Genomic DNA, 24,312 nt, shown 5'->3' on the forward strand with positions numbered 1-24,312 from the left:
ATTAGGATTGTTCGCCATTCTGCGGTGACAGTCGAATGTCGGAAACTGGCCGAAGGTCGGGCTGTATTGCAGGGTCCAAAACGACGGCTTCCAGCTGATGGATCGCGTCTTGAAGAATACCCGCGGCGTCGTTCAGTCCGGCTTCTTTGTAACTGTTCAAGATATCCTCAAGCACAAAAAACGTCCAAATCGGGTGGAGCGGTTTTTCGGTCTCGGTCTGAGACGCTAGATGAGTGATGTTGTCACAGTTCATTTGTCTTCTCGCTTCTTTTGCGCCTTGTGGCGTTGTTTGACGTTCGAAACAACGGTGGAAATTTGGAATAATTCCAGGAATAGGCGGAAATACGCGGACGGACTGGATTGGTCGAAAAATACTGGATGAAATTGGTTTCAAAAGTGGTGAAACGCATCTTTGGAAAAAACCGGCAGCGCTTTCAGGAAAACCGGACTGTCTGGCCCTAGCTCGGATCACGAACCGGAGTTGCTGAGGCGGGCATCGCAAGATGCACCAGCAATATCGAGCATGGATTTGAATTGATCAAATGCGTCAGCCTCAAACAGTGCGGCGATGTCGGATGCGAATTGTTGGGCACGGGGCCAAATGTCTTTGACGATTTTTACGCCTTCATCGGTCAGCGTGTACTGAATTCGCCGCTGGTCATGATCATCGGGGCGACTGTTGATCCAGCCCGCAGCAATCATCGATTTGACCACCCGACTGGTGTGTGCCGGATCTTGTGATGAATGACGTGCCAACGATCGTAGGTGAAGTTCGTCAAACTGCGCAAGGCTGACCATAATCCGCCATTGCTGCACTTTGATCCCTGCCGGGCGCAGGGTTTCGCGCTGGAAAATCAAAGTCAGCTTTGAGGCAAGTCGCAGAATTCTGATGTTCAGAATTTGGTCAACGTCGCTTGGCGGAATCAAACTCATGGTGTTCTCAGTTGGTCAGTTGGGCTGCTCTTATATGAGGGCGATTTCGTTGCAGGTGCAACAAATTAATTGACAGGGCGCGACAATGCCCGAACACTTGGCGACGGACATATTTAGACTGGGAGGAATAAATGTCGAAGTTTCTTTTTGCAGGCGCACTTGCCGCCTCATCATTGTTTGCAGCCCCTGTGTTTGCACAAGCAAACCTTACCGCTGAAACCGCATCGGTAGGTGGCGCGACCCATCTGGCACCAAGCCACCTGACAGAAGTTGCCGGCACCAGCGGCATCGCCAACATTCAGTTGGCCGATGGTCAAACGCTGACCAATTCGTTGCAAAACGTGGCCGAGGGCAAGACGGATATCGCAAGCACACCGCATATTCTTCCGTTTTTAATGAGCCGTGGGATCGGCCCGTATGGTAAGCTGGGCAAGGAAAAAGGTGCCGAGCTGGCGTCAAATCTGCGCTCGATCTACCCCTACACGCTGGGGATTTTCTTTCTTTACGCGTATGATGCAAAGAACATCCAAGGCTGGGATGACCTAGAGGGCAAGACCATCTTTAACGGCCCGCCACGTGGCGGTGCGTTGACGAATGGTCGCACGATCATTCAAATCGCTACAGGTCTAAAAGACGGCGAAGGCTATACCGGTCTGCAAGCGAATTGGGGCCAAGCAGCCTCGGTTATCGGTGGCGGTGAACCTGACGCAGTTGTGTTGCCAGAGCTGTTTCCGAGCGGGCGGATCTCGACCCTTGGGTCTTCGGGCAAGATGACCGCATGGTCCTTGCCAAAAGACATCTACGACAGCGAGCCGATGCAGAAATACATGAAGGCACCGGGCAGCGATAAAGTCGAAGTGCCAGTTGCAGACCTACAAGCGATCATGGGCGAAGATTGGACATTCGTTTCAGAGGACGCGACGTTCCGTGGCATGGCGACGATCGGCGGCGATGTCGTTCACAAAGACATGGACGAAGAGCTGGTTTACAATCTGGTCAAGGTCTACGTCGCTTCGCTTGATGCGCTGAAAGCCAAAGCGCCATTCGGGGATACCGTCAATTATGACAACCCTGGTTTGGGCATGTGTGGTGCTAACCCTATGAAATACCACAAGGGTGCCGTGCGTGCATGGGAAGAGGCAGGGTACGACATCCCTGACTGCGCCGAAGACAAGTAACACGTCTTGCGATTTAATACCGACGCCGCCTCATTCACTTTTGAACCCGGGGCGGTGTCTTTTTCCACGTAAGAGCAACGTTTAGGTTACACGCACTCATGGCTGAAAAATCTCACGCTGAGCAGTTCCAATCGGTTTTTCCGAACCGGTTGGTGTACGCAATGGCGCTGCTGTTTATGCTGCTGGGCGTGTTGAACAGCATGCCGACGATCCCTGGTTGGGATGACATGTGGCGTGGCGTGACAGGCATTGAAAAACTGAAGGTGCGCAGTTTTGCGACCGAGTGGTTCTACCCGATCATCTTTTTCATCATGATGAGTGTCGTCGCGCTCAAGCACTCAATGTGGCGGGCGTGGCAAGGCACTGGCCGGGCCGGCTTTGGTCTGTTCATGGATGTCGCGTTGGTCGTGTCCGCTTTCACCATCTCGCTTACCTATCTTATTGAAATCGATAGCGTTTGTTTGATTGATGCGCTGAACGGAAACCGCGCCCGATTGATCGCAGAAACCCTCAAGGCCGAGATCGCATTTGCCGATGAAATGGGTCTTCCGGCGCCTGATACCGTCGAGGACCCGCGGTGTGTGTCGACCACTGGTGTGTGGCTGGTGGCGATCATGGGTCTGTCGATGTTGGTGTTTTTGGGCTACAATATCAAGGTTTGGGGCCTGCCGCTGGTCCTCGTGTCTTTGGTCATTGCGCTTTATACAATCGCGACGGTTTTGGTGTGGTATTTTCACGGCCCCGAGGACATCAACAAATACCTGATGACCAAAATGGGGGGCGAGCCGCGCACGTTTCTGGATGGTCGTCCGAACGTCCATGACGCGCTGGTGAACAACGCCTCAGGGATGCTGGGGCGGTTCATGAATGTCATCATGAATGTGGTTTTCCCCTACATTATTCTAGGCGCGATGTTCGGTAAATCGGCGGGTGGTCAATCGCTGATCAAGCTGGCATTTCGCTGGACGCGCAAGCTGCGGGGCGGGCCTGCGCATGCGGCAATCGTGTCGTCTGCGATGTTCGGCACAATCACTGGCGGGCCTGTGGTTAACGTGCTGTCCACTGGCGTGCTGACAATTCCAATGATGCTAAAGCGGGGATTTTCCAAGACGTTTGCAGGCGGGGTCGAGGCCGCAGCGTCCTCTGGTGGCTCAATCATGCCGCCGGTCATGGGGGTTGCAGCGTTTATCCTCGCCGCGCTGACGGCCGTTCCGTACCGCGATATCATCGTGGCGGCGGCACTCCCGGCGATCGCTTATTTCTTTTGTCTGTTCCTGTCGGCGGTGTTTCAGTCGCGCAAACAAGGGCTAGTAGCGTTTGGTGATCTGACCGAAGACATGCGTTTGACGCGCGCGGATTTTCTGCATCTTTCCCAAATTTTCCTGCCGATTTTGCTGATCCTTGTCTTGTTGTTGACGCCCAAAGACGTTGTTGGTTGCGGCCCCATGGGCTGGCTGTTGGGGGTTGAGACAATCATCAACGGCGACTCGTGTCGCGGGGTGAATTTGCCTTGGTTGCTCGAAGTGTTCCAGAACGCTGCAGGGGACGCTGGCGCGACAGGCTGGTGGGCGGCAGCTTTTGTGACGCTTTTGTTGTTCCTCGACAAAGAGTTTCGCAATAAACCACGTTTGGTTTTGGATGCGTTGGCCGAGGCGGGCATGACAGTGTCCACGCTTTATATGATGTTCCTTGCGGTCACAGTGATCGACGTTTGTCTGAACTTTACCGGCCTTTCAAACTTTGTGGCGGTCGATATCCTCAGCTTCTTGCTCTCGCTTGATTTGGGGGGCAGCGGGTCGGCGATGTTCCAGTTTATTGCACTGTTGGTCACGATGTTTCTGGCGGTTTTGTTGGGCATGGGGATGCCTGCGGTGCCGGCGTATATCAACGTTGCCTTGTTGATGGGGCCGATGCTGATCGGGCTCGGAATTGCGACGTTTACCGCGCATATGTTCATCTTCTATTTTGCTGTGGCCTCGGCCATTACGCCGCCTGTGGCACTGGCTGCGTTTGCGGCGGCCACAATCACCAAGGCCGATCCAATGGCCACAGGTTTTAGTGCCGTGCGTTCAGGCATCGTGATGTTTGCCATCCCGTTTGTCTTTGCATTCTACCCAGAATTTCTGCTGATTGATCAAGCGCTTATCGACCCATCCAGCCCGATTGGCGCGCCATTGCCGGGATACGAAAATGGCGTGAGCATGACGTCGCTGTTGTGGCTGATTTTCCGCCTGATGGCAGCACTTTACCTTGTTGCCAGCGCCCTTGCGCGGTTCGACGCAAAGGCGCTGACGTTGACGTGGGTTTTGATCCGTTTGACGCTGGCCGTGCTGATCATGATGCGCCCGGAAATCATCCACGTCAGTGCGCTGATCGCGGCGTTTGCATCGGTCATTTGGCATCATGCCCAAAGCCGGACCCAACCCGCACTCGTCAGCTAAAGTCGGAGCACATGAGATGAGCAAACGCCCAAACTTTCTGTTTTTAATCACCGATCAGCAACGTGCGGATTGGCTGGGATGTTACGGGCATCCGGTTTTGAAAACGCCGAATATTGACGCGATTGCTGCCAAAGGCACGCGGTTTGACAACTTCCATGTGGCGTCGCCTGTGTGCATGCCGAACCGCGCATCTTTGCTGACGGGTCGCTATCCCAGTCGTCATGGTTTGCGCCACAATGGTTGCCGTTTGCCATTGTCCGCCAACACATTTGTCGATCTGCTGGCCGAGGCGGGCTATCACACCGCCGCTATTGGAAAAAGCCACCTGCAACCCTTTACCAATATGCCGCCCATGGACGTTACTCTGGATCAGATCGCCGCCCGAAAAGACGCATGGCGCCGCGACGACGGGGACTATGGCCAAGAAGAACCGGGGCGTTACACAGCCGATGGGCGATATGCGTTCAAGACGCCGTATTACGGCTATCAACACGTCGATATGGTCACAACACACGGTGATCGCTGCGGTGGGCATTATCGCCAATGGTTCCGTGAAAACGCTGACAATTGGGAGGCATTGCACGACGATGCGAACCAACTGCCGCACGACTATTCTTGCCCGCAAGCCTACCGCACTCCAATCCCGGAAAACCTGTACCCAACCGCCTACGTGCGCGACCGCGCTATCGACTATCTAGACAGTCGTGTGGGCGAAGAGGATCCATTCTTTAGCTTTGTGTCCTTTCCAGATCCGCACCACCCGTTTAACCCGCCGGGCAAATATTGGGACATGTACGACCCCGATGATTTTGGCATCACGCTGCCGTATTCTGCGCATCAAAACCCGACGCCACCGATGCGTTGGCTGGATGACAATCTACAGAACGGTGTTGGTCAAAAAATTCCGCAAACCGCGATGATGTTAAACGATCAGCAGATCAAAGAAGCGATGGCGCTAACCGCAGGTATGATGGCGTTTGTAGATGACGCGGTGGGCGATATCGTCGCTGCATTAGAACGCAACGGGCAACTTGAAAACACCGTGATTTGTTACACGTCCGATCACGGTGACTACCTTGGGGATTTCAACATGCTGCTGAAAGGCGCGTTGCCGTTTCGTGGGATCACGCGGGTGCCGTTTATCTGGTCTGACCCGGACAATCGGACAGCAGCGTCGTCTGATGCGTTGGCTTCGACTGTCGATCTGGCCGCAACGATTTTGGACCGTGTCGGGATCGAGCCGTTTAACGGAAATCAAGGCAAAAGCTTTTGTGGCGCAACGGCAGGTGCGGACGGCGTGCGCGACGAATTGTTGATTGAATACAACGATGGGGGCATGCGTTTGGGGTTCGAAACGCCGGCGCGGGTCCGTGCGTTGATCACGCCAAAATGGCGCTACACGATGTATCTGGATCAGGATTGGGGCGAGTTGTATGATCTGTCAGCAGACCCGAACGAGACACTCAATCTGTGGGACAGTGCCGATCATTTTGCGGCCCGCGCGCATTTGGCGGAACGTATGACCCATCATTTGACTGCCCAAATGGATGAAAGCCCACTGCCGGATCGGATCGCATAGACGTGTCGCGATGGCGCTTGGATCCCTCCGGAGTTTGGCAGCGTCGATCAGCACGTCTATGCCTTGCGAAAATTCTCATCTCTGCCTAGCAATGTGCATCCCAAAGCGAGACTTACCCGATGGCAAATGACCCAGACATCTACGAGGATATCCGCGATGCCGTTGCAAAATTATGCGCGCAATTTCCGGGCGAATACTGGCGCACATTAGATCGAGAGATGGCGTATCCCACTGAATTCGTTGCGGCATTGACGCAAGCCGGTTGGTTGGCGGCCCTCATTCCAGAAGAATATGGCGGCGCAGGACTGCCTTTGTCTGCGGGGGCGGCGATCCTTGAGGAAATCCACAAATCTGGCGGGAATGCCGGTGCGTGTCATGCGCAAATGTACACGATGGGCACGTTATTGCGTCACGGATCAGAGGCGCAAAAACAGCAGTATTTGCCGGGAATTGCGGATGGATCATTGCGCTTACAAGCCTTTGGCGTAAGCGAACCGACATCGGGCACGGACACGGGGGCACTAAAAACCACGGCTATTCTGGACTGCGATGACTATGTGATCAACGGTCAGAAAATCTGGACCAGCCGCGCCGAACATTCCGATCTGATGATCCTGTTGGCGCGTACCACGCCCCTGCGCGAGGGCATGAAAAAGACCGAAGGTTTGTCTGTGTTTATTGTCGATATGCGCGCAGCCCTCGGCAACGGCCTGACGATCCGCCCCATCCGCACGATGATGAACCACGCCGCAACAGAAGTGTTTTTCGACAACCTGCGTGTGCCTGCGGCCAATCTGATTGGTGAGGCCGGCAAGGGCTTTCGTTACATCCTGTCGGGAATGAATTCGGAACGTATTCTGATCGCTGCGGAATGTATCGGAGACGCCAAATGGCTGATCGGAAAATCCGTTGAATATGCCAAGGATCGCACGGTATTTGGTCGCCCGATTGGTCAAAACCAAGGCGTACAATTCCCTCTCGCCAAGGCCTACGCCAATATGCGCGCTGCGGAATTGATGGTACGTGAGGCGCTGCGGATCTACGAGGCGGGCGACAGTGCAGGGGCCGAGGCAAACATGGCGAAAATGCTAGCGGCTGACGCCTCAAATGAGGCCGCAAATGCGGCGGTTCAGACCCATGGAGGGTTCGGGTTTGCAGAAGAATACGACATCGAACGCAAGTTTCGCGAAACGCGTTTGTATCAGGTGGCACCGATCTCGACCAATTTGGTTTTATCGTATTTGTCCGAGCATGTTCTCGGGCTTCCACGGTCCTATTGATGGGCGCGTTGGACGGCCTTTTGGTCGTGGCGATTGAACAAGCCGTGGCCGCGCCCATTTGCACATTGCGCCTTGCCGATGCGGGGGCGCGGGTGATCAAAATCGAACGGCCCGAAGGCGAAACTGCGCGTCATTACGATACGGCGGTCAAAGGCACCTCGGCCTATTTTGCATGGCTCAATCGCGGCAAGGAAAGCGCGATTTTGGATTTGAAAAATGGTGGTGACCTGGCGATCCTGCGCGCGATGCTAAATCAAGCGGACGTTTTTGTGCAAAACCTGATCCCTGGCGCGATGGACCGGATGGGGTTGGGGAATGACGTCCTTGCTCGTGAATTTCCGAACTTGATTTCTGTCGCAATTCTCGGATACGGGCAGGACACTGCGTACGCTGACATGCGCGCCTACGACATGTTGGTCCAGGCGGAAAGTGGGCTGTGTTCGGTCACCGGCACGCCTGATAGCCCATCCAAAGTCGGGGTGTCGGCGGCGGATATTTCCACTGGCATGAACGCGCACTCTGCTATTCTTGAGGCGCTGATTGCGCGTGGGAAATCAGGAAAGGGCCGCCAGATCGAGATTTCGATGTTCGATTGCATGGCCGACTGGATGGCGGTGCCGCTTTTGCATTTTGAACATACAGACAAGGTCACCGGGCGCTTTGGATTGTCCCACGCGACGATTTACCCCTACCGTCCGTTTGCCTGTTCGGATGGTACGTTGATCATCGCGGTGCAGACCAATGCGGAATTTGCGCGTCTGTGCGACACTGCGCTGGACCGCCCCGATTTGCCAACCAACCCTGCGTTTGCAACGAATTCGGATCGCGTCAAAAATCGCGCGCTTTTGGACACCGAAATGGAACCGGTTTTTGCCAACCTGACAGTTGCTAGTGCGGTGGAACGCTTGACCCGTGCCAGTGTCGCTTTTGGAAAATACAACGAACTGAAAGACTTAGGCAGTCATCCTGCCTTGCGCCGCACAGATGTGATGTTGCCAGACGGGCAGATCGCAAGCATGCCGCGCCCCGCCGGGCGAGGGCCTGATTTCTCACCGAAACCTGTTCCCGGATTGGGTCAACACACTGAATTTCTGCGCAAAGAATTTGGCTAGCCGCGGATATTCGCATGCGATGAATTTATCGAAACCAGATGATTGTCCCACGCCAGTTTCTGTGGGTGGTCCGTCGACGATCCGCCAATCCGCTGCAAAATCCCTAAACCCGAAGTCGTGATGAAACCGTCGGTGTTTGCGGCAATGCCGCTGGCATCTTCTGATGGAACCGATCGTAGAAAGCGACCTGATTTCGCGTCATAGGTTTGGACCACGCCGCCGCGCGGGGATGTCACGGCAATGGTCGCGTTGTCGGACCCAACGGCGATGCTGCCAATGTACCCTTGCAAGGCGCGAGTTGCATCGGGTGGCGCTGAGAAAACCACTGGGTTGCTTCCACGTTGATGAACGCCGACCAATCCGGTCACATCCGTGTCCCCCTGCCATTGCATTCCGAACGCGACGTGACCTACCGATGAAACGGCAAGGTGGCGGATAGAGTTTTTGTGCAAACTGGCCGGTAATTCAACGACATCTACGATGCGATCGTCCTTTAGGTACGACAGGTTGGGTCGCATTGTTGGGATGTTCAGTTTTGTGCGCCCAGAGTCAGGATGCGTGTCGATCCCGCCATTGGCGACAACCAAAATATCGCTGTATGGCAGACGTTTAATGTCGTGCGGCCCGATCCCACCGCTGGGGAATTCAGCGACCCTTGCGTAACCTGCCTGAACATCCCAGACGCCGATGCGACCTTGGCCTGCCTCGTAGTCGTTTTGGGTGGTGAATAGCCAAGCTCCATCTTTTGAAAACGTGCCATGCCCGTAAAAATGCCTGCCTTCCGGTGCTGCCAGGATCGCTTTGGATTTATGCGTGACGCAATCGAACACAATTGCAAATGTACCGGGCCGGCGCGCAAATGCCACGGCTTCTGGTCGGTTGGGATGCGCTGCTGCGGCGTGGCCACGTCCGGGCAGGGGGATTTGAAACAACACTTTGAGGGTGGCACTTATTCCGCACAACACGAACGTGCCGTCGGGCAGGGCAGCGGCAGACAAATAATTGGGTGATCCGGCATCCGCCCAAGTTGCGGCAGGCATCAGACCAGTGGCCATCAAACCTGCAATAAAGCCACGACGACTTGGGTTTGAAACTGCCATTTTAATCGCCATCCAACGCGTTAAACCCTGCTGCAACGCCCAGTTCAGGGCCCAGCTGGTCGCGCACTATGACGCGGATACGCTCAACAGATTGTTGGATCACTTCGACTTTGATCCGGTTCTGAGGGTCAGCAACACCAGCAAAGATCGGATCGTTCAGTTGTGCCAATTCGTGTGTCGCGCGATCAAAGGCAACGTCCAAGGCTGCCGCTAAATCGTCGTTGTCGCCTGCAAGCCGCGTTGCCAAGTCGTGCAGCGCCAACAGACTAAGTTCGACGTGCTGTGCCGAGCGGCCAGAGCGCCATGCCTCGGCGCGGGTCGGACGTGGTTTCTGATAGGTTCCCAGCGGACGGCCTAGCCGTGTTTCGGACGTAAATTGCAACCCTGTGGACAGGGCCTTGAGCAATTCTTGAAGCACTTCTTCGTCTGATCGATACGTGCCAGTGGCCGAGGGTGTTTTTAAAACGTTCCCGTAATCCGCGGCCCATTCTTGCGCTATCGCGTGGCTCAAAATCGCTGTGTCTGCGGCAATGGTTTGGATCAGCATACAGCGATACCTGTCATCACCTGCAGCGCTAAAGGACTGATCGTAAATCAAAAATTCGAGCGCATAAAATCCACGGGCTGCGATTGATACAGCGTCGTAACTGGCCGGGTTTTCGGCGATCGGGTCTTGGTCTGCGATCAGTTTGTTTAGCGCTTTGGGCGTCGCGCCGCGACTGTCAGGCCAAAACGCAAGCGCAAAGGCGCGGTCATCGATTTCAGTTGGGCCGAACCGCAAGTGGCTGGCCGAAATCCATGCATCAAACGCGTCAGCGTAGGCGGCGCGCAAAGGTTGCGACGTCGCGCTGCAGTCTGATTTTGCCGCGCTCGCCAGTTTTTGTGAGGTGTGCGCCAAACGTTCAAACCGGGGCAGGATGTGATTTTGAACAATGCCCGATGTCACAGCGTTTTGAGCAAATGCGACTACGGGCATCGCAGAGATGATCACAGCAAAAAACAGATGTTTCATAGGCTCTCCAAGAATTTGATCAAGGCGTCGCGGTCAGCCTTTTGCATGTCAACGACGCTTTGTTTTGTCGGTGCGGCCTCGCCGTCGTGCCAAAGGATCGCCTCGAGCAAGGATCTCGCGCGCCCGTCGTGCAAGAAATAACTGTGACCGCTGACTTGCTGCGTTAGGCCGATGCCCCACAGCGGCGGGGTTCGCCATTCCTGTCCGGTCGCGCGGGCTTCGGGCCGATTGTCGGCCAAGCCTGCGCCCATGTCATGCAACAACATGTCCGTGTAGGGCCAAATCAGCTGAAAGCTTTGTTCGGGTTGATCGGCAAGGCGATGGGTGACGAAACTGGGGTGATGGCAGGACGCGCAACCGGTTTCATAAAACACCTGTTTGCCGCGCAACACATCGGGATCAGCTGCATCGCGTCGCGCAGGTACAGCGAGGTTGCGGCTGTAAAACGTCACCAGATCAAGGATATCGTCGTCAATTTCGAACCCGCGATCATCGGCATCACCGTGCGGCGCGTTTTGGCATTCGGTTTGCGCGGCGGTGCATTCGCCCGCGCCATTCGGAAACAGCGGCGACGAAATACCTATGTCACCGGCAAAGGCGGCGGCGGATTGTTCACGTACTGTTGGCGCACCTGCCTTCAGTCCGAAACGGCCCAGCATCGGTTGATTGAATTGCGCCGACCACACGATGTTTTCGCGCCCTGAAATACCATCGCCATCGAGGTCATCCGGGTCCGTTAAGACAAGGATGTCCGCCGTCGGAATCGCCTCTAGCAAACCAAGCCCGATCATTTGTGGCGCAACACGCGGGCTGAGCATTGCGTCCTTGTGCAGCGGTCCATAGCCAAGGTTCAGCGCCTCGTAACCCGGGTGGCGCAAGGTCGCTGTTTCGCCATCAGACAGTTCGATGACCTCGTGGGTATAGGTGACGCCCATTTTGTATTCGGCAGGGTGGCCGGGCAATGCAAAATCTTGCAATTGGGTGCCGTAGGTCGGGTCCGCTTGGGTGGCAAGGTAGTCTTTTATTTGGGCGGTGTTGTCGTTTAGTGACCCGGGGATCGAGATCCGCAAAAACATCGAAACAGCGCTTGTGTCGCCAGCCTCGGGGGGGTGACCACGCCCGTCTTTGATGTGGCACCGCTGGCACGACCGCGCGTTGTACAAAGGGCCCAGCCCGTCAGATGCCAAGGTTGAGGACGGCGAGGACACCCACAATTTGCGGAACAATCCGTTGCCGACTTTGAACGTCAGTTCGTTTTCGAAACTGATGTTTTTGGACGGCTGCGAAAACGCATCTGCATTGTTGCGCGCACGTACGGTTGCAGCACCCGCTGGCAGGTCCTCGAACCGTGTCATGGTCGAAAAATCTGTTGTTGGGGTCGTAACGCGCGCGACACGCGCCGCCTCGGACGGCGTGCGCGGAATGATGTTCAGGTGCGGTTCATCTAAGGGGTTGGCAGCGGCGGCGGACCCAAAAAGGCCCGCCATTAGCGCGACTTTACTCGGCTTCATCCATTTTCGACGCGTTAAGAAGTGCATATTTTTCTTCACCAAGTTTGGCCACAAGGTCCAGTTGCGTTTCAAGAAAGTCGATGTGCCCTTCTTCGTCCGTGAGAAGTTCTTCGAAGATATTCTTCGTCACAAAATCACCCACCGTTTCACAATGCTTGCGCGCGCTCATGTACAAAACGCGTGCGTCATGTTCAGAGGCCAAGTCACATTCCAGCGTCTCTTTTGGTGTTTGACCAATGCGCAACGGGTCTAGTTTTTGCAGGTTGGGATGGCCGCCTAGAAACAAAATACGCGCGATGATTTTGTCGGCGTGGTTCATCTCTTCGATGCTTTCTTCGCGGGATTTTTTGGCCATGTGGCCCAAACCCCAGTCTTCTTGCATGCGGTAGTGCAGCCAGTATTGGCTGACGGCCGTCAGTTCACTTCGCAGAGCGTCGTTTAGGAATTCGATTACTTTTTTGTCGCCGTTCATGGGTTTCTTCCTGTGTTGCTATGCCTGTCAAAACAGGCGGCTGCATGGGGACTTTTACGTTATCATTTGTGCGCATGGTCGACAGGAACAGCGGCATACATCCGCCGCAATCCGCCGATTTCCCAAGCGCGCGGTACACCTTGCCAGGTGTCACGATGGTTTTGTCGTCTGCCGCCCGCATCCAGTCGATGGCTGCGTGAATGTCGCGATCCGAGATGTTCTGGCAATGGCAGACGATCATGTTTTACCCTCCGATCGGGATGATGACGGAGACACCCAACAAGGTGGAATCCACGCCACTTTCTTCGGCGTATCCGAGGCCCGACGACACGGTGATGTCGTTGGCGAATGTGTAATCCGCGCCAAGTGACGCCAGATGATCGCTGCCGGAACTGCGCACATCGCGGTTGGTGTAGGAGGCGCCCAACGTCCAGTTGTTCAGCGTGTAGGCCGCCCCGATCGTGGCATATGTTGCGCGATCATCAGCACCGCCAAAGCCATCGAATGCGGCGATTTCTGCGATCAATTCCAGATCGTCACGGGCGGCATGAACGATGCCAAAGGCGAGGCCGTTTTGATCCTGAACGTCACCGACACTTGCGGACAAATGCGAGGCGCTGATGGAATAGGTGGTGGCACCTTCTTCCAGATCGTATTGCAGCGCGAGGTTGTCCAACTTGCCTGTGTTGCCAACGCCGCCTGACGAGGAAGTGTTGCGCCCACGGTCCGTGCCAAGCGAGCGACTTAGGAAGGAATCGTCCAAGTAAAACAGTGATGCCGTCAGCACCCCTGCGCCCAATTGAAAGCTGGCGGATGCGCCCAAGGCTTCTGACAGTTCGTAATCTTCGACAAAATTTGCGCCGTAAAAACCAGGCGCTGCGTCCCATGCCACACCAAAGGCTGGCGCGAATTTACCGACCGATACGACCGAGTTGCCTAAATCAAAGCTCAGCCCGATGCTGTCGACATACAGCCCCACGTCCTCGAATGCGCGATCATCGGTCGCGTCCAAGACGGATTCAAGGGTCAAGCCTGCAAACGCTGACACGGTGTCAGTGATTTGAAAACCCAGCGTGGCTTCGGTGGTCAGAAAAGTATCTGAAATTTCCGCCGTCGGATCGTCAGATGATATTACGGAATCAACGCCGATCTCGGTCTCGATCTCGAATGTAAAACGGCTGGCTTCTTGAGCCGATAGGGCCGTGCCGGACGCCGTGGCGAGTGCAAAAGCAATCGCAAAGTGGTTGGTGGTGGTCATGTGTGGTCCTTTTGAACGTACAAAAACTGGTGGCAAGGCTGGCGTCCGGCTTGCCTGCCACCGCAGTCAGAATTTATTGAAATACGGCGTTCGGATCGTCCAAGCTGTCGGATCCTTCAAACGCGATTTGGTCTAGCTTTAGCGCGGTGACGACCCGCTCGATGGACCGTGTTTGATCGATCAAACCGTTAACGCCGCCCATAACGAGGGCCTCACCTGCGTCGTTGCCGCGTTCCAGCATCTGGTCGTATGCAAAACCTGCTTCTGCCGCGGTTTTGATCCGGCCCAATGCCATCATCGTGCCTGACAATTTCCCGCGCATTTCAGCGTCAAGCGATGCGTCCGTGGCGGCAACCAGATCGGACAGGGATGGGCCTGAAACCAAGGTTCCGTTCACGCGGACGTATTCGCCCAAGTACACGTTTTGTACGCCCAACCCGTCGTAGTAGTGGCTATTGTGGGTGTTGTCGGAAAAGCAATCGTGCTCTTCCTCAGGGTCGTTCAGCATCAAGCCAAGACGCATGCGTTCGCCGGCTTGCTCGCCGTAAGACAGAGATCCCATGCCGGTCAAAATTGCAGACAAACCTGTGTTTTCGTCAGACATCAAAGCTGCGCGCGCGGCCCCGTCTGATTGCCACTGCGTCGTCATCCATTCCAGATCAGCAACCAGTAAATCAGTCGCGGCCTTTAGGTATTCACCGCGGCGATCACAGTTGTCGTTCGTGCAGTCGTCACCGGCTGCGTAGTCTGTCCATGACCGGTTTCCGGCCCCAGCGCCGTGTCCATTCAGGTCTTGACCCCACAGCAGGAATTCGATGGCGTGATAGCCGGTTGCGACGTTTGCCTCGACGCCGTCTGCCTCGTGCAGCGTGTCTGACAAAAATGCGGGCGTGATGGCTGCGGCGTCAACTTGGGCACCCGACAGCGTAAAGCTTGGGCTGGCGACGACATTCAACGCGGCCAATTCATTTTCGTCTGACGGGCCGCCATAGGCGCTATCCACGTAGTCGATCAACCCTTCGTCCAAGGGCCAGGCGTTCACTTTGCCCTCCCAATCATCGACGATGGCATTGCCAAAGCGGTAGACTTCGGTTTGCTGATAGGGGACGCGCGCTGCCAGCCATGCCTGTTTTGTCGCTTGCAAGGCTTCGGCCGAAGGGGTGGCCATCAAGGTGTCGACCGCCGTTTGCAATGCCTGCGCGGTGATCAAGCTGTCTTCGTATTTGGCGGCCGCGATGTCAGCGTAGGTGTCAAGAACCGCCGTTTTTTCAAGTGCGAATGCAGGCGTTGCGAGTGCGACAAGCAAAGCCGTCGATGAGAGGAAGGAATGTTTCATGGGTGTCCAGTCAGTGAAATTTGATGAATTCAAGGCGATACCCGGGGGTATCTTGCCGTGGCTGTCATCTGTCGATTGTCAGGCGATGCTGGATCAAAATCAGAGTGGCTGGGCGTTGCTGTAATCCTGAGTGTTTCAGTCAGCAATGTCAATCCGACTTTTTTAGTCGGAATTACAATTGTTTTGCGGAGTCATTTGTCAGATTAGGCGTGAGGGGTCGTCACGGGAATCACTGCCGCAACATCAAACGCCTGACCTCGGTCAAAAAAGGGGGCAAACGGTTTTGCTAACCTGCCGAGGCTCACCCTTGTTTTGACAACTGTAGTGACGCAGAAAAAATAAAGTTGTCTGCGTCTTTACGTTACATCGCCAGAACCATTTGGACGCGATCATCGATGTCTTCCAGCAGCGCCTCACCAGACCACCCGGCGCGCCCACGAAACACGAAACCCTGTCGCATGTCGTACATCAACCGGCCTCGTTGCTGTGCGGGGAAATCGGGCGGCAGAACGCCATTTTCTTTTTCGACTTCAAAGCGGCTGGCAAGGCGGATGTCAGTCGCGTTGATCGCGTTTTCCATCCGTTCATCAACGCCTTCGACTTCGCCAACGCTGGTGGAAACGCAAGAGGCCAGAAAGCAGCCGCGCATTCCGCTGTTCGAATCTGTGGCGTAAGAAATCACGCTTGTTAAAAACCCGTGCACTGCTTTTGCGATGTCTGGTTCCGTCTCAAACGCGACAATGGGTGCGCATGCATCGACGTCGGCGTAGCGGTCAATCGTCTTGAGATACAGTTCGCGCTTGTCACCAAATGCGGAATACAGGCTTGGCCCGCTGATTCCCATGGCGCGCGTCAAATCCTTCATCGACGCGCCATCGTAACCTTTGGTCCAAAAGACATTCATCGCCGCTATTAGGGCGTCATCCTCGTCAAAGCTCCGAGGGCGTCCCATTCTTTTTGTATCGATCATAATATATCTCTTGACTGGCTTCTTGAGTTACATCTATATCGTTCGTTATAAATGTGCAAGGAGCATCAAAATGACGACACAGAAGCTAAAAGCAGGTGGGGTATTCCCGATGCTTTCACTTCCAAAAGTTGGGGGTGGTACGCTAAACCTCGGCGCAGCTGCGGATGGGTATGATTGGCAAATGATCGTTGTCTATCGCGGCAAACATTGCCCGATCTGCACGCGCTACTTGTCTGATCTCAACGCCGTCCTGCCAGACCTGAACGGCATGGGTATTGATGTGGTTGCGGTTTCTGCTGATGCGGAAAACCTGGCGCTGGAACAATTGGCTGATGTTTATCCAAAGTTTGCCGTTGGATACGATCTGAGCATCGCGCAGATGCAGGCGATGGGTCTGTACATCACGGCCCCGAATTCACGGATGCCGGTCGTACGCCACTTTGCTGAACCGGCAGTGATTGTGACCGATGAAACCGGCCAGGTCAAAATGATCGACATCTCAAACGTGCCTTTCATGCGGCCGTCCTTGGACAGTCTTACCCGCGGCTTGCGATTTGTGCGCAGCCAAACGGAACCTTTTCCTGTCACCGGCAGTTTCGCCGGGTAACCCCTAGTCAGAAAGAAAAATACCATGACAAACGACACACAAACCGCCGATGTCCGCGCGACCATTGATGCGTTGATCAACGCAGGCACAACATCCGATCTGAGTGCGCTGGATCAGATTTATCACGACAGCATGAAAATCCACATGATCGATACAGATAACAATCTGATGCAGCACGATAAATCCAGTTTCATCGCAATGCTGAAAGGCATGGTTGCCGGCAATAACGGGCAATCAAATACGTGGTCCGAATACCATTCTGTTGAGGCAAAAGGCGACCACGGGCACGTCCTGATCACCCGCAAAGTGGATTTGGGCGGGGCCGATCGCATCCTTGTTCTGAGCATTGATCTACTGTTCGACGATGATCGTTGGCAGGTGACCCGCGAGGTCATTTTCAGCCGTCCAAACGTTGATGTGACTACATCATGATGGCTCGGAATTCACGGTTTAAAATTGTAAAAGGGTACGACACAATGAAACTTTCGATACTTGGCGCATTGATTTTGACCACGAGTTTTGCTTTTGCGGATGGCCATTTGGGCGATGCACCTGCCAGCCTTGTGGCCGTAAACGATGCATTTAACCAACGCGCTGCAGCGTCAGACGCCACCGGTTTGGTTGATCTCTATGCAAAGGACACGTTGTGGATTGCGCAAGGCGCACCGCTAAGCCAAGGCTTGGCCGGACCGCGCCAGTTGTTTGAATTTGTGACCGCGAACGCAGGGTCCGTCACCCACACAATTGACCATCTGTTTGTGTCAAAAGACGAAACTTTGGCGGTGATGATCGGGTCGGTCAAAGCCGTGGTTGAAGCTGCGGAAATGGACGCGACTGGAACGTATTTGTTTGTGCTTGAACCCCAAGACGATGGTTGGGAAATCGTCACTGACATGTGGCACCAGCACGTCGCACAATAAGGGCGATGGCTCGTGCATGCTGGCAGTCCTAACAATGTCACGAATGATCGGCTGAAGGCTTCAAAAACTGCTCTGGTTTCACTATACGCTGCAAGTAACACCTATCAGCGTATAGTGAAATGACATCGGAATTTCATTTGCGGCACAAAATATCGGATCACAGATGACTTATGCATTGGTACTTCACGGTGGGGCAGGCGCCCGTCCAGGGACAGACTACACCGTCCAAAAAGCAGACTTGGCGAAACTGATTGAGACCGGCCAAAGCATGTTGGTTCAAGGGCAATCAGCCTTGGACGTTGTCACGTGGGCCATCGAGGCGCTTGAGGCGTCCGGTTTGTATGTTGCAGGCAAAGGATCAGCACCGCATTCGATGGGCGGGTTTGAACTGGATGCTTCCATTATGCATGGGCCAAACCGGCGCGCAGGCGCTGTCGCCGCGATTGAAGGCATCAAAAGCCCCATTCAAGCAGCCAGAGCCGTTCTAGAAGATGGCCGCCACGTTATGCTTGCGGGCACAGGTGCCCAGATTGCGGCAAAAGCGGCAGGGCTGGCAGAGGTGCTCGACCCCCAAGACTACTATTCCGAGCATGTCTCGCACGGGTCAAGCGAGTCCGCTGATCATGGGACCGTTGGTGCGGTCGCCTTGGACATTCACGGCGAACTTGCGGCAGGCACATCCACAGGTGGCACGTTCAACAAGCTGATTGGTCGTGTTGGCGATACGCCCATTATCGGGTCCGGGACTTGGGCTGATGACACCGTCGCTGTGTCTTGCACAGGGCTGGGCGAGGCGTTCATTCGGACGGCAACAGCCTACGATGTGTCGGCGCGCATGCGGTACGGCAATGTCGCGCTTGATCAGGCCACGCGTCAGGTCTTGGACGAAGTCGCACGGTTTGACGGTGACGGCGGGCTTATTGCCATCGACGCGCAGGGCAACATTTCGATGCCGTACAACAGTGACGGTATGAAACGGGCCGCCGTTTCGGACAGGATGTCGCCAGTTGTGCGGGTGTTCGAACCCGAGGATTAAACCGGCAGCGGCTCACCCGCCTGCCAACCCGTTTGTTGCAATTTCTCGAGCAATGCCATCGTTTCAATGCGATCATCATGGACCAGCAACGCCAGGAAATCGCCGGGACGTGCCCATTCGAGCGATTTGATGACGGCCGAAATTTCTGTTCCGGTTTTTATGATGCCTTCCTCGCGGGCACCAAGGCGCAACAATTCGGTGGACATCACTTCGGTCAATTCGCCGGGCTGGCGGCCACGTAGCAAATCAGGAAGTTCGGCAACCACCACCATGTCGGGCGCGAATGTCCACATGGCTTGGATCATATCGCAAGTGTCTTGATCACTGCGATCGCCTGCCTGGCCTGCGATGACAAGGCGGCGGTTCGCAGGGATCGATTTGATCGCGGACGCCAAGGCCAGCACCCCGTGCGGGTTGTGCGCAAAATCAATCAGCAGCGTCAGCCCACCGACCTCCAGATAGTTGCCACGCCCTGGGTTTTCATCTGGTGAATCGGTAAATCCAGCAAGGCCATCCGCCATTGCAGAAACCGGCAGACCCAATGCATCGGCAAGGCCTATGGCACCAAGTGCGTTGTAAACGTTGAATTTTGCAGCGCCGCGCAAGGCAGGCACAAAGTCGTTGACGGCCAAAACCGGCAGCGCCTTTCCATCGCGCGCAAGCATCATTTGCCCATCAGACACAAAGGCTGCGCGCCCACCGGTGGCGATCCAAACCTCCAAGCTCGCTTGGTCAAAATCCAGTCCGAACCACGTGATTTCGCCGGCAAATTGTGGGCTGCGGACAACCAATTCGGGATCATCCGCGTTTAGCACCAACCGCCCGCCGGGGCGCACCGCTTGGGACAACTGGAACTTGGCGTCGGCTAGCGCCGTGACATCCATGATGCCGTAGGTCCCCAAATGATCCGCTGCGATGTTGGTCAGCAAACAGGCGTCCGCAGTCGGCACCGGCAGGCCACGCCGCATCAATCCGCCGCGTGCGGTTTCGATGATCGCAAGTTCGACACGTGGATCGCGTACAGCCAGACGCGCACCTGCGGGGCCCGAATAATCGCCTTCGTCTAATATTTCGCCGCCGACGCGCACCCAATCGCTGGAGGACAAGCCGACGCATTTGCCCGCGGCCGCCCCGATTGCGGCGGTCAAACGGACCGTTGTCGATTTCCCGTTGGTGCCGGTGACCATGGCGACAGGAACATCGTGTAGCGCATCCCAGTCGACGGCATCCGGTGCAGGCAAATCCGCGGTGTCGTAAACCTTGGCACCGCAGCCCAATCCGAGTGATATTTTATCATCATGCCCAAGATAGGTTACACCCTGTTCGCGTGCCCTTTGCGCCAGCGCAACTTCTTTTGGGGAAAGTTCGGCTGCGATCTGATCCCGCAATTTCTGAACTGTCGCATCGGTGTCGTAGGTCTCACCCGCCAGCGTCGCGGTGGTCGCAGCCCAGGATGCCTCAACCAAATCGGTGGCCGCGTACAGCGCATCAGTTGGCGCACTGACTTGCAGTGTTGCACCCCCGTCAAACGCCCGCATCGCGATGGTACTGTCGGTCCAGCCGACACCGTCCAGCAGCGTGCGGGCCGCAGCGCGCCACAGGGCCATAGCAAATGGTTTGTTCTGATCATCGATGCGCGCCTCGGCGGCGGCACCGACGCTGGACATCAGGAAATTTGCACCAGTAAGGCGACGCGTGTTTTTTAGCTGCGGCTCAATCGCCATCTTCGTCTCCTGAATCCTCAAGACGTACACCACGTGAATCGCGGATCATGCGCATGCCGCCCAGCAGAATATTTTCCGGGACTTCGGGTGCGTCTTCGACCGGGGTTGCACCAGCGAGCGGATCAAGTGCTCCGTCAGCACTGGACTGAGGCGCAGGTGTCGGGCCTGCCTCTTCCTCAGCGCTACTTTCAAACGCGTCTTGTGGGCGATTAAAGTAGATGATCTGTTTCCACGTCCGCGCGATGTTGTCGCCAAAAACCAGCAACAAATCATCAACCGCACCCATGTTAAGGGCAGCATCGACAGCATCAACTTCGCTCGGGATGATCTGGATTTGATCGTCTGGCACGCCGTTTTCGATCAGAGTTTTACGCAGCATTTCAGGGACTTCGGCGTCACCACGCCCGCGTCGCCCGTCATCGGCCTTGCAAATGTAGTGGTCAAATTTTCCGGCAACGATTTTGGCAGCCGCAACGATGTCTTCATCGCGCCGATCGCCGGGCATCGAAAAGCAAATCAGCTTGCGGCCCTTGGGCTCCAATTGCGTGCAAAGCTTGGTCATCGCCTCGATTGCGGCAGGGTTGTGCCCGTAATCCAGAATGACCTTGAAAGGGTGCTCTTCAAAGACGTTTAAACGGCCCGGTGCTTGGAAATACGAGGTGGCAAACGTGCGCAGACCTTGGCGGATATCCTCAAGTGACTTGCCCATTGAATAGCAAATTGCCGCCGCAAACATCGCGTTTTGCACGTTGTGCATGGCTTTGCCGTCGATCGTTGCAGGGATCAAATGGGTCCACATCAATTGGATGTTGGAGGAGTTTTCGTAGATCGTGATCATGTGCCCGTTCATGCCTTGTTCAAGCACAATGGCGCGCCCGCCGATGCGAACATGTTCGCGCACAAGCGGGTGATTGGCGTTCATGGTCACGTAGCAGATGTTGTCTGCTTGGGTGTGGCTGGCCATTTTCAGGCACAGCTCGTCATCCGCATTCAAAACGGCGGTATCGGTGGCGACCTCTACGACGATGCGTTTGACACGCGCTAAATCTTCAACGGTTTCAATGCCTTTCAGGCCAAGATGATCTGCATCGACGTTCAAGACCGCGCCAACGTCGCAGCGTTCATAGCCCATGCCGCTGCGCAACAGACCGCCGCGTGCAGTTTCCAAAATTGCTGCATCGACAGTCGGGTCGCGCAGGATCATTTGTGCCGCGCGTGGGCCAGTCAGGTCGCCTTTGACCGTCAAATTCCCATCGATGTAAACGCCGTCCGTGGTCGCCAACCCGACGGTGTTGCCGCTGAGCTTGTGAATATGTGCAACCATGCGCGACACGGTTGTCTTGCCGTTTGTGCCGGTGATCGAGGCAATCGGGACGCGGCTGGGCGTGCCTGCTGGAAACAACATTTCCATCACTGCGCCAGCAACATCGCGTGATTTTCCTTCGCTGGGGGCGACGTGCATACGGAAACCGGGGGCTGCGTTCACTTCGCAGATGCCGGCGGGAATGTCTTTGTAGGACTGCGAAATATCGGCCGACAAGAAATCAACGCCGCCGATATCAAGGCCAATCGCTTTGATCGCGCGTTCCGCCATGCTGCGATTGTCGGGATGCACGATGTCGGTGACGTCGACCGCTGTGCCGCCCGTCGACAGGTTCGCGGTGGAGCGTAAAAACACGGTTTCGCCGTCCTTGAGAACGGTGTTTTCGTCATAGCCGACCTCGGCCAGATGATCTCTGGCGGTTTTGTCCAGCTCTAGGCGCGTCAGAACTTTTTCGTGACCAACACCGCGACGCGGATCGGAATTCACGATATCGATCAGTTCGGCGGCCGTGTTTTTGCCGTTGCCGACGATGTGGCCCGGCACGCGTTTGGACACTGCCTCAAGCTTGCCATCAATCACCAGCATGCGGTGGTCCAGCCCTTGGATGAACGTCTCGACAATGACGGTGCGGCCACGTTTGTTGTACTCAAGCGCGAAATCGAATGCTTCGATCACGGCCTCGGCTGACGTCAGGTTGATTGAAATGCCGTTGCCGTGATTGCCGTCCAGCGGCTTGACCACCACAGGAAAGCCGATGCGTTTGGCGGCCTTAGCGGCATCCTCGGGGCTGGTTACGGCGATTTGACGTGGCACCGGCAAGCCAAGATCGCCCAAGATCCGGTTTGTCGCCTTTTTGTCCGATGCAAGATCGGTGGCGATGTAGTCGGTTTCAGAAGTGATCGTGGCTTGGATGCGTTTTTGATACTTGCCGTACCCCAGCTGGATCAGGCTGTATTCATTCAGACGCATCCACGGGATGTCACGTTCGATCCCTGCATTCACGAGGGAAGCGGTCGACGGCCCCAATGCTTTGCGTTGTGCGGCTTTGATGAATTTTTCGCGCTTGGCGGTGTAGTCGAACCCGTCCACGCGTTCGCCAGTTTCGACAAGATTATCGGGCAGCAGATTATGAATGAAATCGAGGGCAAGCTGGCTGGCGTGTAGGCCGACTTCTTCTTGTTCGTATTGGAACACCATATTGTAGATGCCGGTTTCGCCAGCGTCGCGGGTCCGCCCGAATGTCACATCCAGACCTGCGACGTTTTGCAGCTCAATGGACATGTGTTCCCAAATATGGGCCATCCATGTGCCTTCGTCTTCGCGTAGACGTCGGATAAACCCGCCGGGTTCGCGGTACGAACACCCGTGCTCTTGCAAGCCGGGCAGAGCGTCTAACAATTGCTCGATAAAATCGTCGCCAATTTTGGCAGATGGCCAGTCTTCTAAAATGCCAATGTCGACGACGTGTCGAATGACCGGGAACTTTGCGTATATATTCGGACCTCGAAAAACAGACGTCTCAAGAATCTTCATATACGGTCCCCTTTTAGGTGTATTTTGGTTGGTCGCTTATGCGGTTCCACTCGGAAAAGCTTGGCGTGAATTTAGATCATACCGATCCCCAGCCAGAAGGATATGTAATTTTACGCCAATCAATCCGACAGCTGCCCCCATCTCGGCATCGGCCATGGATGAGAACTCAATGTCTGAGGGGTCAACGATGGTTAAACCGCCGCTGCCAAAGACTTCGATGACGTCATCAGGTCCGATGAACGCTGCGGTATCTTCGTCGACACCCACACCCGTCGCAAAGGGGTTGTAGGCCAGCGCGGTCATCAATCGGCCAAGCCGATCGCGTTCACGAAAATGCTGATCGACGATCACACGGTTGGTCAGGCCCAGACCGGGTGACAATGATGCCATGCCGCGTTTTGGGGTTCCGCCGGATTTGCCGATCGCAATCATATGCTCGCACACAAACGCAGCCCCTGCGGATGTTCCGGCGATGTGAACGCCGCGCGCGTTTCCGGACCGCAATGCTTTTGCCGCAGAGGTTCCGCCGATGGTTGTGGCAAGCCGAAGCTGGTTGCCGCCGGTGATAAACACGCCCGTGGCCGCATTCAGTTTGTCTAGAAACGCTGGATCTTCGCAATCAGCGCGGGTCGCTAAATCTACGATTTCGATGTCGCGGACACCCAGCTCTTGGAACACGTCGCGTGTGCGGTGCCCTGCGGTGTCCAATTGCGATGCGGTCGGAATGATGACCATGCGCGCATCCGCCCCGCCGCTAAGTTCAACCAACCGCTGCAAAATTGTAGAGGAACGCACTTTTCTATCGCCGCCGCCGATAGGAATGATCCATCCACGCTGCGTATTTTCGATCGTTTTAGCCGGGCACATTGATACGATTCTTTCCAGATTTTCAGTGTCGTACCACTCTTACCTAAATGTTCAGGAGTCTACAGGTAAGTCGGGGTGTGATGAGACAAAACCATTGATTTGTTGACGGACGCCTACCT

At 55.4% G+C, this 24,312-nt stretch carries 23 protein-coding genes; 10 read left to right on the forward strand and 13 right to left on the reverse strand.

Going from position 1 to position 24,312, the window contains the following annotated elements; genetic code table 11:
- Position 1: 1 nt before the first annotated feature.
- Together ACFIO0_RS02965 and ACFIO0_RS02970 are read right to left on the reverse strand one after the other, a co-directional pair.
- Positions 2-253 (reverse strand): hypothetical protein, encoded by a 252-nt coding sequence (locus ACFIO0_RS02965; RefSeq protein ID WP_390913435.1) that lies wholly within the window; start codon positions 251-253, stop codon positions 2-4.
- Positions 254-468: 215 nt separating this feature from the next.
- Entirely contained in the window at positions 469-933 is a 465-nt protein-coding gene (locus ACFIO0_RS02970; protein WP_390913437.1) for a MarR family transcriptional regulator, read from the reverse strand.
- Positions 934-1,064: 131 nt separating this feature from the next.
- On the opposite strand from ACFIO0_RS02970, the gene ACFIO0_RS02975 reads away from it, so the two are divergent.
- The 5 genes from ACFIO0_RS02975 to ACFIO0_RS02995 all read left to right on the forward strand — a co-directional run bounded on the left by ACFIO0_RS02975 (position 1,065) and on the right by ACFIO0_RS02995 (position 8,523).
- Entirely contained in the window at positions 1,065-2,111 is a 1,047-nt protein-coding gene (locus ACFIO0_RS02975; RefSeq protein WP_390913439.1) for a TAXI family TRAP transporter solute-binding subunit, read from the forward strand.
- 98 nt (positions 2,112-2,209) lie between these two features.
- Positions 2,210-4,552, forward strand: a complete 2,343-nt coding sequence (locus ACFIO0_RS02980) for a TRAP transporter fused permease subunit (protein WP_390913441.1) — start codon at positions 2,210-2,212, stop codon at positions 4,550-4,552.
- A 16-nt stretch (positions 4,553-4,568) separates the two neighbouring features.
- Positions 4,569-6,131, forward strand: a complete 1,563-nt coding sequence (locus ACFIO0_RS02985; RefSeq protein WP_390913443.1) for a sulfatase-like hydrolase/transferase — start codon at positions 4,569-4,571, stop codon at positions 6,129-6,131.
- A gap of 119 nt (positions 6,132-6,250) precedes the next feature.
- Positions 6,251-7,411 (forward strand): acyl-CoA dehydrogenase family protein, encoded by a 1,161-nt coding sequence (locus ACFIO0_RS02990; protein WP_390913445.1) that lies wholly within the window; start codon positions 6,251-6,253, stop codon positions 7,409-7,411.
- On the forward strand, positions 7,411-8,523 hold the full coding sequence (locus ACFIO0_RS02995) for a CoA transferase (protein WP_390913447.1): 1,113 nt from the start codon (positions 7,411-7,413) through the stop codon (positions 8,521-8,523). Before ACFIO0_RS02990 ends, ACFIO0_RS02995 begins: the two co-directional genes overlap by 1 nt.
- Here ACFIO0_RS02995 and ACFIO0_RS03000 read toward each other — a convergent pair.
- The 7 genes from ACFIO0_RS03000 to ACFIO0_RS03030 all read right to left on the reverse strand — a co-directional run bounded on the left by ACFIO0_RS03000 (position 8,520) and on the right by ACFIO0_RS03030 (position 15,212).
- Positions 8,520-9,623 (reverse strand): DUF1513 domain-containing protein, encoded by a 1,104-nt coding sequence (locus ACFIO0_RS03000; protein WP_390913449.1) that lies wholly within the window; start codon positions 9,621-9,623, stop codon positions 8,520-8,522. The genes ACFIO0_RS02995 and ACFIO0_RS03000 overlap by 4 nt on opposite strands.
- 1 nt (position 9,624) lies before the next feature.
- Positions 9,625-10,635, reverse strand: coding sequence for an imelysin family protein (locus ACFIO0_RS03005; RefSeq protein ID WP_390913450.1), 1,011 nt, complete (start codon positions 10,633-10,635; stop codon positions 9,625-9,627).
- Positions 10,632-12,122 carry a di-heme oxidoredictase family protein gene (locus ACFIO0_RS03010; protein ID WP_390913452.1) on the reverse strand — a complete coding sequence of 497 codons (1,491 nt, stop codon included), beginning with the start codon at positions 12,120-12,122 and terminating at the stop codon, positions 10,632-10,634. Before ACFIO0_RS03010 ends, ACFIO0_RS03005 begins: the two co-directional genes overlap by 4 nt.
- A gap of 10 nt (positions 12,123-12,132) precedes the next feature.
- Positions 12,133-12,618 carry a bacterioferritin gene (bfr, locus tag ACFIO0_RS03015; RefSeq protein ID WP_390913454.1) on the reverse strand — a complete coding sequence of 162 codons (486 nt, stop codon included), beginning with the start codon at positions 12,616-12,618 and terminating at the stop codon, positions 12,133-12,135.
- Positions 12,566-12,859 carry a (2Fe-2S)-binding protein gene (locus ACFIO0_RS03020; RefSeq protein WP_390913456.1) on the reverse strand — a complete coding sequence of 98 codons (294 nt, stop codon included), beginning with the start codon at positions 12,857-12,859 and terminating at the stop codon, positions 12,566-12,568. Before ACFIO0_RS03020 ends, bfr begins: the two co-directional genes overlap by 53 nt.
- Before the next feature lie 3 nt (positions 12,860-12,862).
- Positions 12,863-13,876 carry a hypothetical protein gene (locus ACFIO0_RS03025; RefSeq protein WP_390913458.1) on the reverse strand — a complete coding sequence of 338 codons (1,014 nt, stop codon included), beginning with the start codon at positions 13,874-13,876 and terminating at the stop codon, positions 12,863-12,865.
- 73 nt (positions 13,877-13,949) lie between these two features.
- Positions 13,950-15,212, reverse strand: coding sequence for an imelysin family protein (locus ACFIO0_RS03030; protein ID WP_390913460.1), 1,263 nt, complete (start codon positions 15,210-15,212; stop codon positions 13,950-13,952).
- On the opposite strand from ACFIO0_RS03030, the gene ACFIO0_RS03035 reads away from it, so the two are divergent.
- Positions 15,211-15,336 (forward strand): hypothetical protein, encoded by a 126-nt coding sequence (locus ACFIO0_RS03035; protein WP_390913462.1) that lies wholly within the window; start codon positions 15,211-15,213, stop codon positions 15,334-15,336. The two genes, ACFIO0_RS03030 and ACFIO0_RS03035, sit on opposite strands and share 2 nt — an antisense overlap.
- 237 nt (positions 15,337-15,573) lie before the next feature.
- Here ACFIO0_RS03035 and ACFIO0_RS03040 read toward each other — a convergent pair whose 3' ends face one another.
- Positions 15,574-16,182, reverse strand: a complete 609-nt coding sequence (locus ACFIO0_RS03040; RefSeq protein WP_390913464.1) for a TetR family transcriptional regulator — start codon at positions 16,180-16,182, stop codon at positions 15,574-15,576.
- Between the two features lie 70 nt (positions 16,183-16,252).
- Between ACFIO0_RS03040 and ACFIO0_RS03045 the strand changes: the two genes are divergently transcribed.
- The 4 genes from ACFIO0_RS03045 to ACFIO0_RS03060 all read left to right on the forward strand — a co-directional run bounded on the left by ACFIO0_RS03045 (position 16,253) and on the right by ACFIO0_RS03060 (position 18,745).
- Positions 16,253-16,789: a redoxin family protein gene (locus ACFIO0_RS03045; RefSeq protein WP_390913466.1), complete on the forward strand. Its 537-nt coding sequence runs from the start codon at positions 16,253-16,255 to the stop codon at positions 16,787-16,789.
- 24 nt (positions 16,790-16,813) lie between these two features.
- On the forward strand, positions 16,814-17,221 hold the full coding sequence (locus ACFIO0_RS03050; protein WP_390913468.1) for a nuclear transport factor 2 family protein: 408 nt from the start codon (positions 16,814-16,816) through the stop codon (positions 17,219-17,221).
- Positions 17,222-17,265: 44 nt separating this feature from the next.
- Positions 17,266-17,709, forward strand: a complete 444-nt coding sequence (locus ACFIO0_RS03055) for a nuclear transport factor 2 family protein (RefSeq protein ID WP_390913470.1) — start codon at positions 17,266-17,268, stop codon at positions 17,707-17,709.
- A gap of 163 nt (positions 17,710-17,872) precedes the next feature.
- Entirely contained in the window at positions 17,873-18,745 is an 873-nt protein-coding gene (locus tag ACFIO0_RS03060; protein ID WP_390913472.1) for an isoaspartyl peptidase/L-asparaginase, read from the forward strand.
- Here ACFIO0_RS03060 and ACFIO0_RS03065 read toward each other — a convergent pair.
- From ACFIO0_RS03065 to ACFIO0_RS03075, 3 genes are read right to left on the reverse strand one after another with little or no spacing between them, the layout of a single operon-like run.
- Positions 18,742-20,469, reverse strand: coding sequence for a Mur ligase family protein (locus tag ACFIO0_RS03065; RefSeq protein ID WP_390913474.1), 1,728 nt, complete (start codon positions 20,467-20,469; stop codon positions 18,742-18,744). The two genes, ACFIO0_RS03060 and ACFIO0_RS03065, sit on opposite strands and share 4 nt — an antisense overlap.
- Positions 20,459-23,326: a cyanophycin synthetase gene (gene cphA / locus ACFIO0_RS03070; protein ID WP_390913476.1), complete on the reverse strand. Its 2,868-nt coding sequence runs from the start codon at positions 23,324-23,326 to the stop codon at positions 20,459-20,461. The genes ACFIO0_RS03065 and cphA overlap by 11 nt, the downstream gene beginning before the upstream one ends.
- 36 nt (positions 23,327-23,362) lie before the next feature.
- Positions 23,363-24,193: a cyanophycinase gene (locus ACFIO0_RS03075; protein WP_390913478.1), complete on the reverse strand. Its 831-nt coding sequence runs from the start codon at positions 24,191-24,193 to the stop codon at positions 23,363-23,365.
- Positions 24,194-24,312: the final 119 nt, after the last annotated feature.

The organism is Pseudosulfitobacter sp. SM2401, assembly GCF_042932805.1.
Classification (GTDB): Bacteria; Pseudomonadota; Alphaproteobacteria; order Rhodobacterales; family Rhodobacteraceae; genus Ascidiaceihabitans.

Coding starts and splice junctions, on each gene's coding strand:
- ACFIO0_RS02965 (WP_390913435.1), bottom strand. CDS start 253: ATGAACTGTGACAACATCACTCATCTAGCGTCTCAGACCGAGACCGAA.
- ACFIO0_RS02970 (WP_390913437.1), bottom strand. CDS start 933: ATGAGTTTGATTCCGCCAAGCGACGTTGACCAAATTCTGAACATCAGA.
- ACFIO0_RS02975 (WP_390913439.1), top strand. CDS start 1,065: ATGTCGAAGTTTCTTTTTGCAGGCGCACTTGCCGCCTCATCATTGTTT.
- ACFIO0_RS02980 (WP_390913441.1), top strand. CDS start 2,210: ATGGCTGAAAAATCTCACGCTGAGCAGTTCCAATCGGTTTTTCCGAAC.
- ACFIO0_RS02985 (WP_390913443.1), top strand. CDS start 4,569: ATGAGCAAACGCCCAAACTTTCTGTTTTTAATCACCGATCAGCAACGT.
- ACFIO0_RS02990 (WP_390913445.1), top strand. CDS start 6,251: ATGGCAAATGACCCAGACATCTACGAGGATATCCGCGATGCCGTTGCA.
- ACFIO0_RS02995 (WP_390913447.1), top strand. CDS start 7,411: ATGGGCGCGTTGGACGGCCTTTTGGTCGTGGCGATTGAACAAGCCGTG.
- ACFIO0_RS03000 (WP_390913449.1), bottom strand. CDS start 9,623: ATGGCAGTTTCAAACCCAAGTCGTCGTGGCTTTATTGCAGGTTTGATG.
- ACFIO0_RS03005 (WP_390913450.1), bottom strand. CDS start 10,635: ATGAAACATCTGTTTTTTGCTGTGATCATCTCTGCGATGCCCGTAGTC.
- ACFIO0_RS03010 (WP_390913452.1), bottom strand. CDS start 12,122: ATGGCGGGCCTTTTTGGGTCCGCCGCCGCTGCCAACCCCTTAGATGAA.
- bfr (WP_390913454.1), bottom strand. CDS start 12,618: ATGAACGGCGACAAAAAAGTAATCGAATTCCTAAACGACGCTCTGCGA.
- ACFIO0_RS03020 (WP_390913456.1), bottom strand. CDS start 12,859: ATGATCGTCTGCCATTGCCAGAACATCTCGGATCGCGACATTCACGCA.
- ACFIO0_RS03025 (WP_390913458.1), bottom strand. CDS start 13,876: ATGACCACCACCAACCACTTTGCGATTGCTTTTGCACTCGCCACGGCG.
- ACFIO0_RS03035 (WP_390913462.1), top strand. CDS start 15,211: ATGGGTGTCCAGTCAGTGAAATTTGATGAATTCAAGGCGATACCCGGG.
- ACFIO0_RS03030 (WP_390913460.1), bottom strand. CDS start 15,212: ATGAAACATTCCTTCCTCTCATCGACGGCTTTGCTTGTCGCACTCGCA.
- ACFIO0_RS03040 (WP_390913464.1), bottom strand. CDS start 16,182: ATGATCGATACAAAAAGAATGGGACGCCCTCGGAGCTTTGACGAGGAT.
- ACFIO0_RS03045 (WP_390913466.1), top strand. CDS start 16,253: ATGACGACACAGAAGCTAAAAGCAGGTGGGGTATTCCCGATGCTTTCA.
- ACFIO0_RS03050 (WP_390913468.1), top strand. CDS start 16,814: ATGACAAACGACACACAAACCGCCGATGTCCGCGCGACCATTGATGCG.
- ACFIO0_RS03055 (WP_390913470.1), top strand. CDS start 17,266: ATGAAACTTTCGATACTTGGCGCATTGATTTTGACCACGAGTTTTGCT.
- ACFIO0_RS03060 (WP_390913472.1), top strand. CDS start 17,873: ATGACTTATGCATTGGTACTTCACGGTGGGGCAGGCGCCCGTCCAGGG.
- ACFIO0_RS03065 (WP_390913474.1), bottom strand. CDS start 20,469: ATGGCGATTGAGCCGCAGCTAAAAAACACGCGTCGCCTTACTGGTGCA.
- cphA (WP_390913476.1), bottom strand. CDS start 23,326: ATGAAGATTCTTGAGACGTCTGTTTTTCGAGGTCCGAATATATACGCA.
- ACFIO0_RS03075 (WP_390913478.1), bottom strand. CDS start 24,193: ATGTGCCCGGCTAAAACGATCGAAAATACGCAGCGTGGATGGATCATT.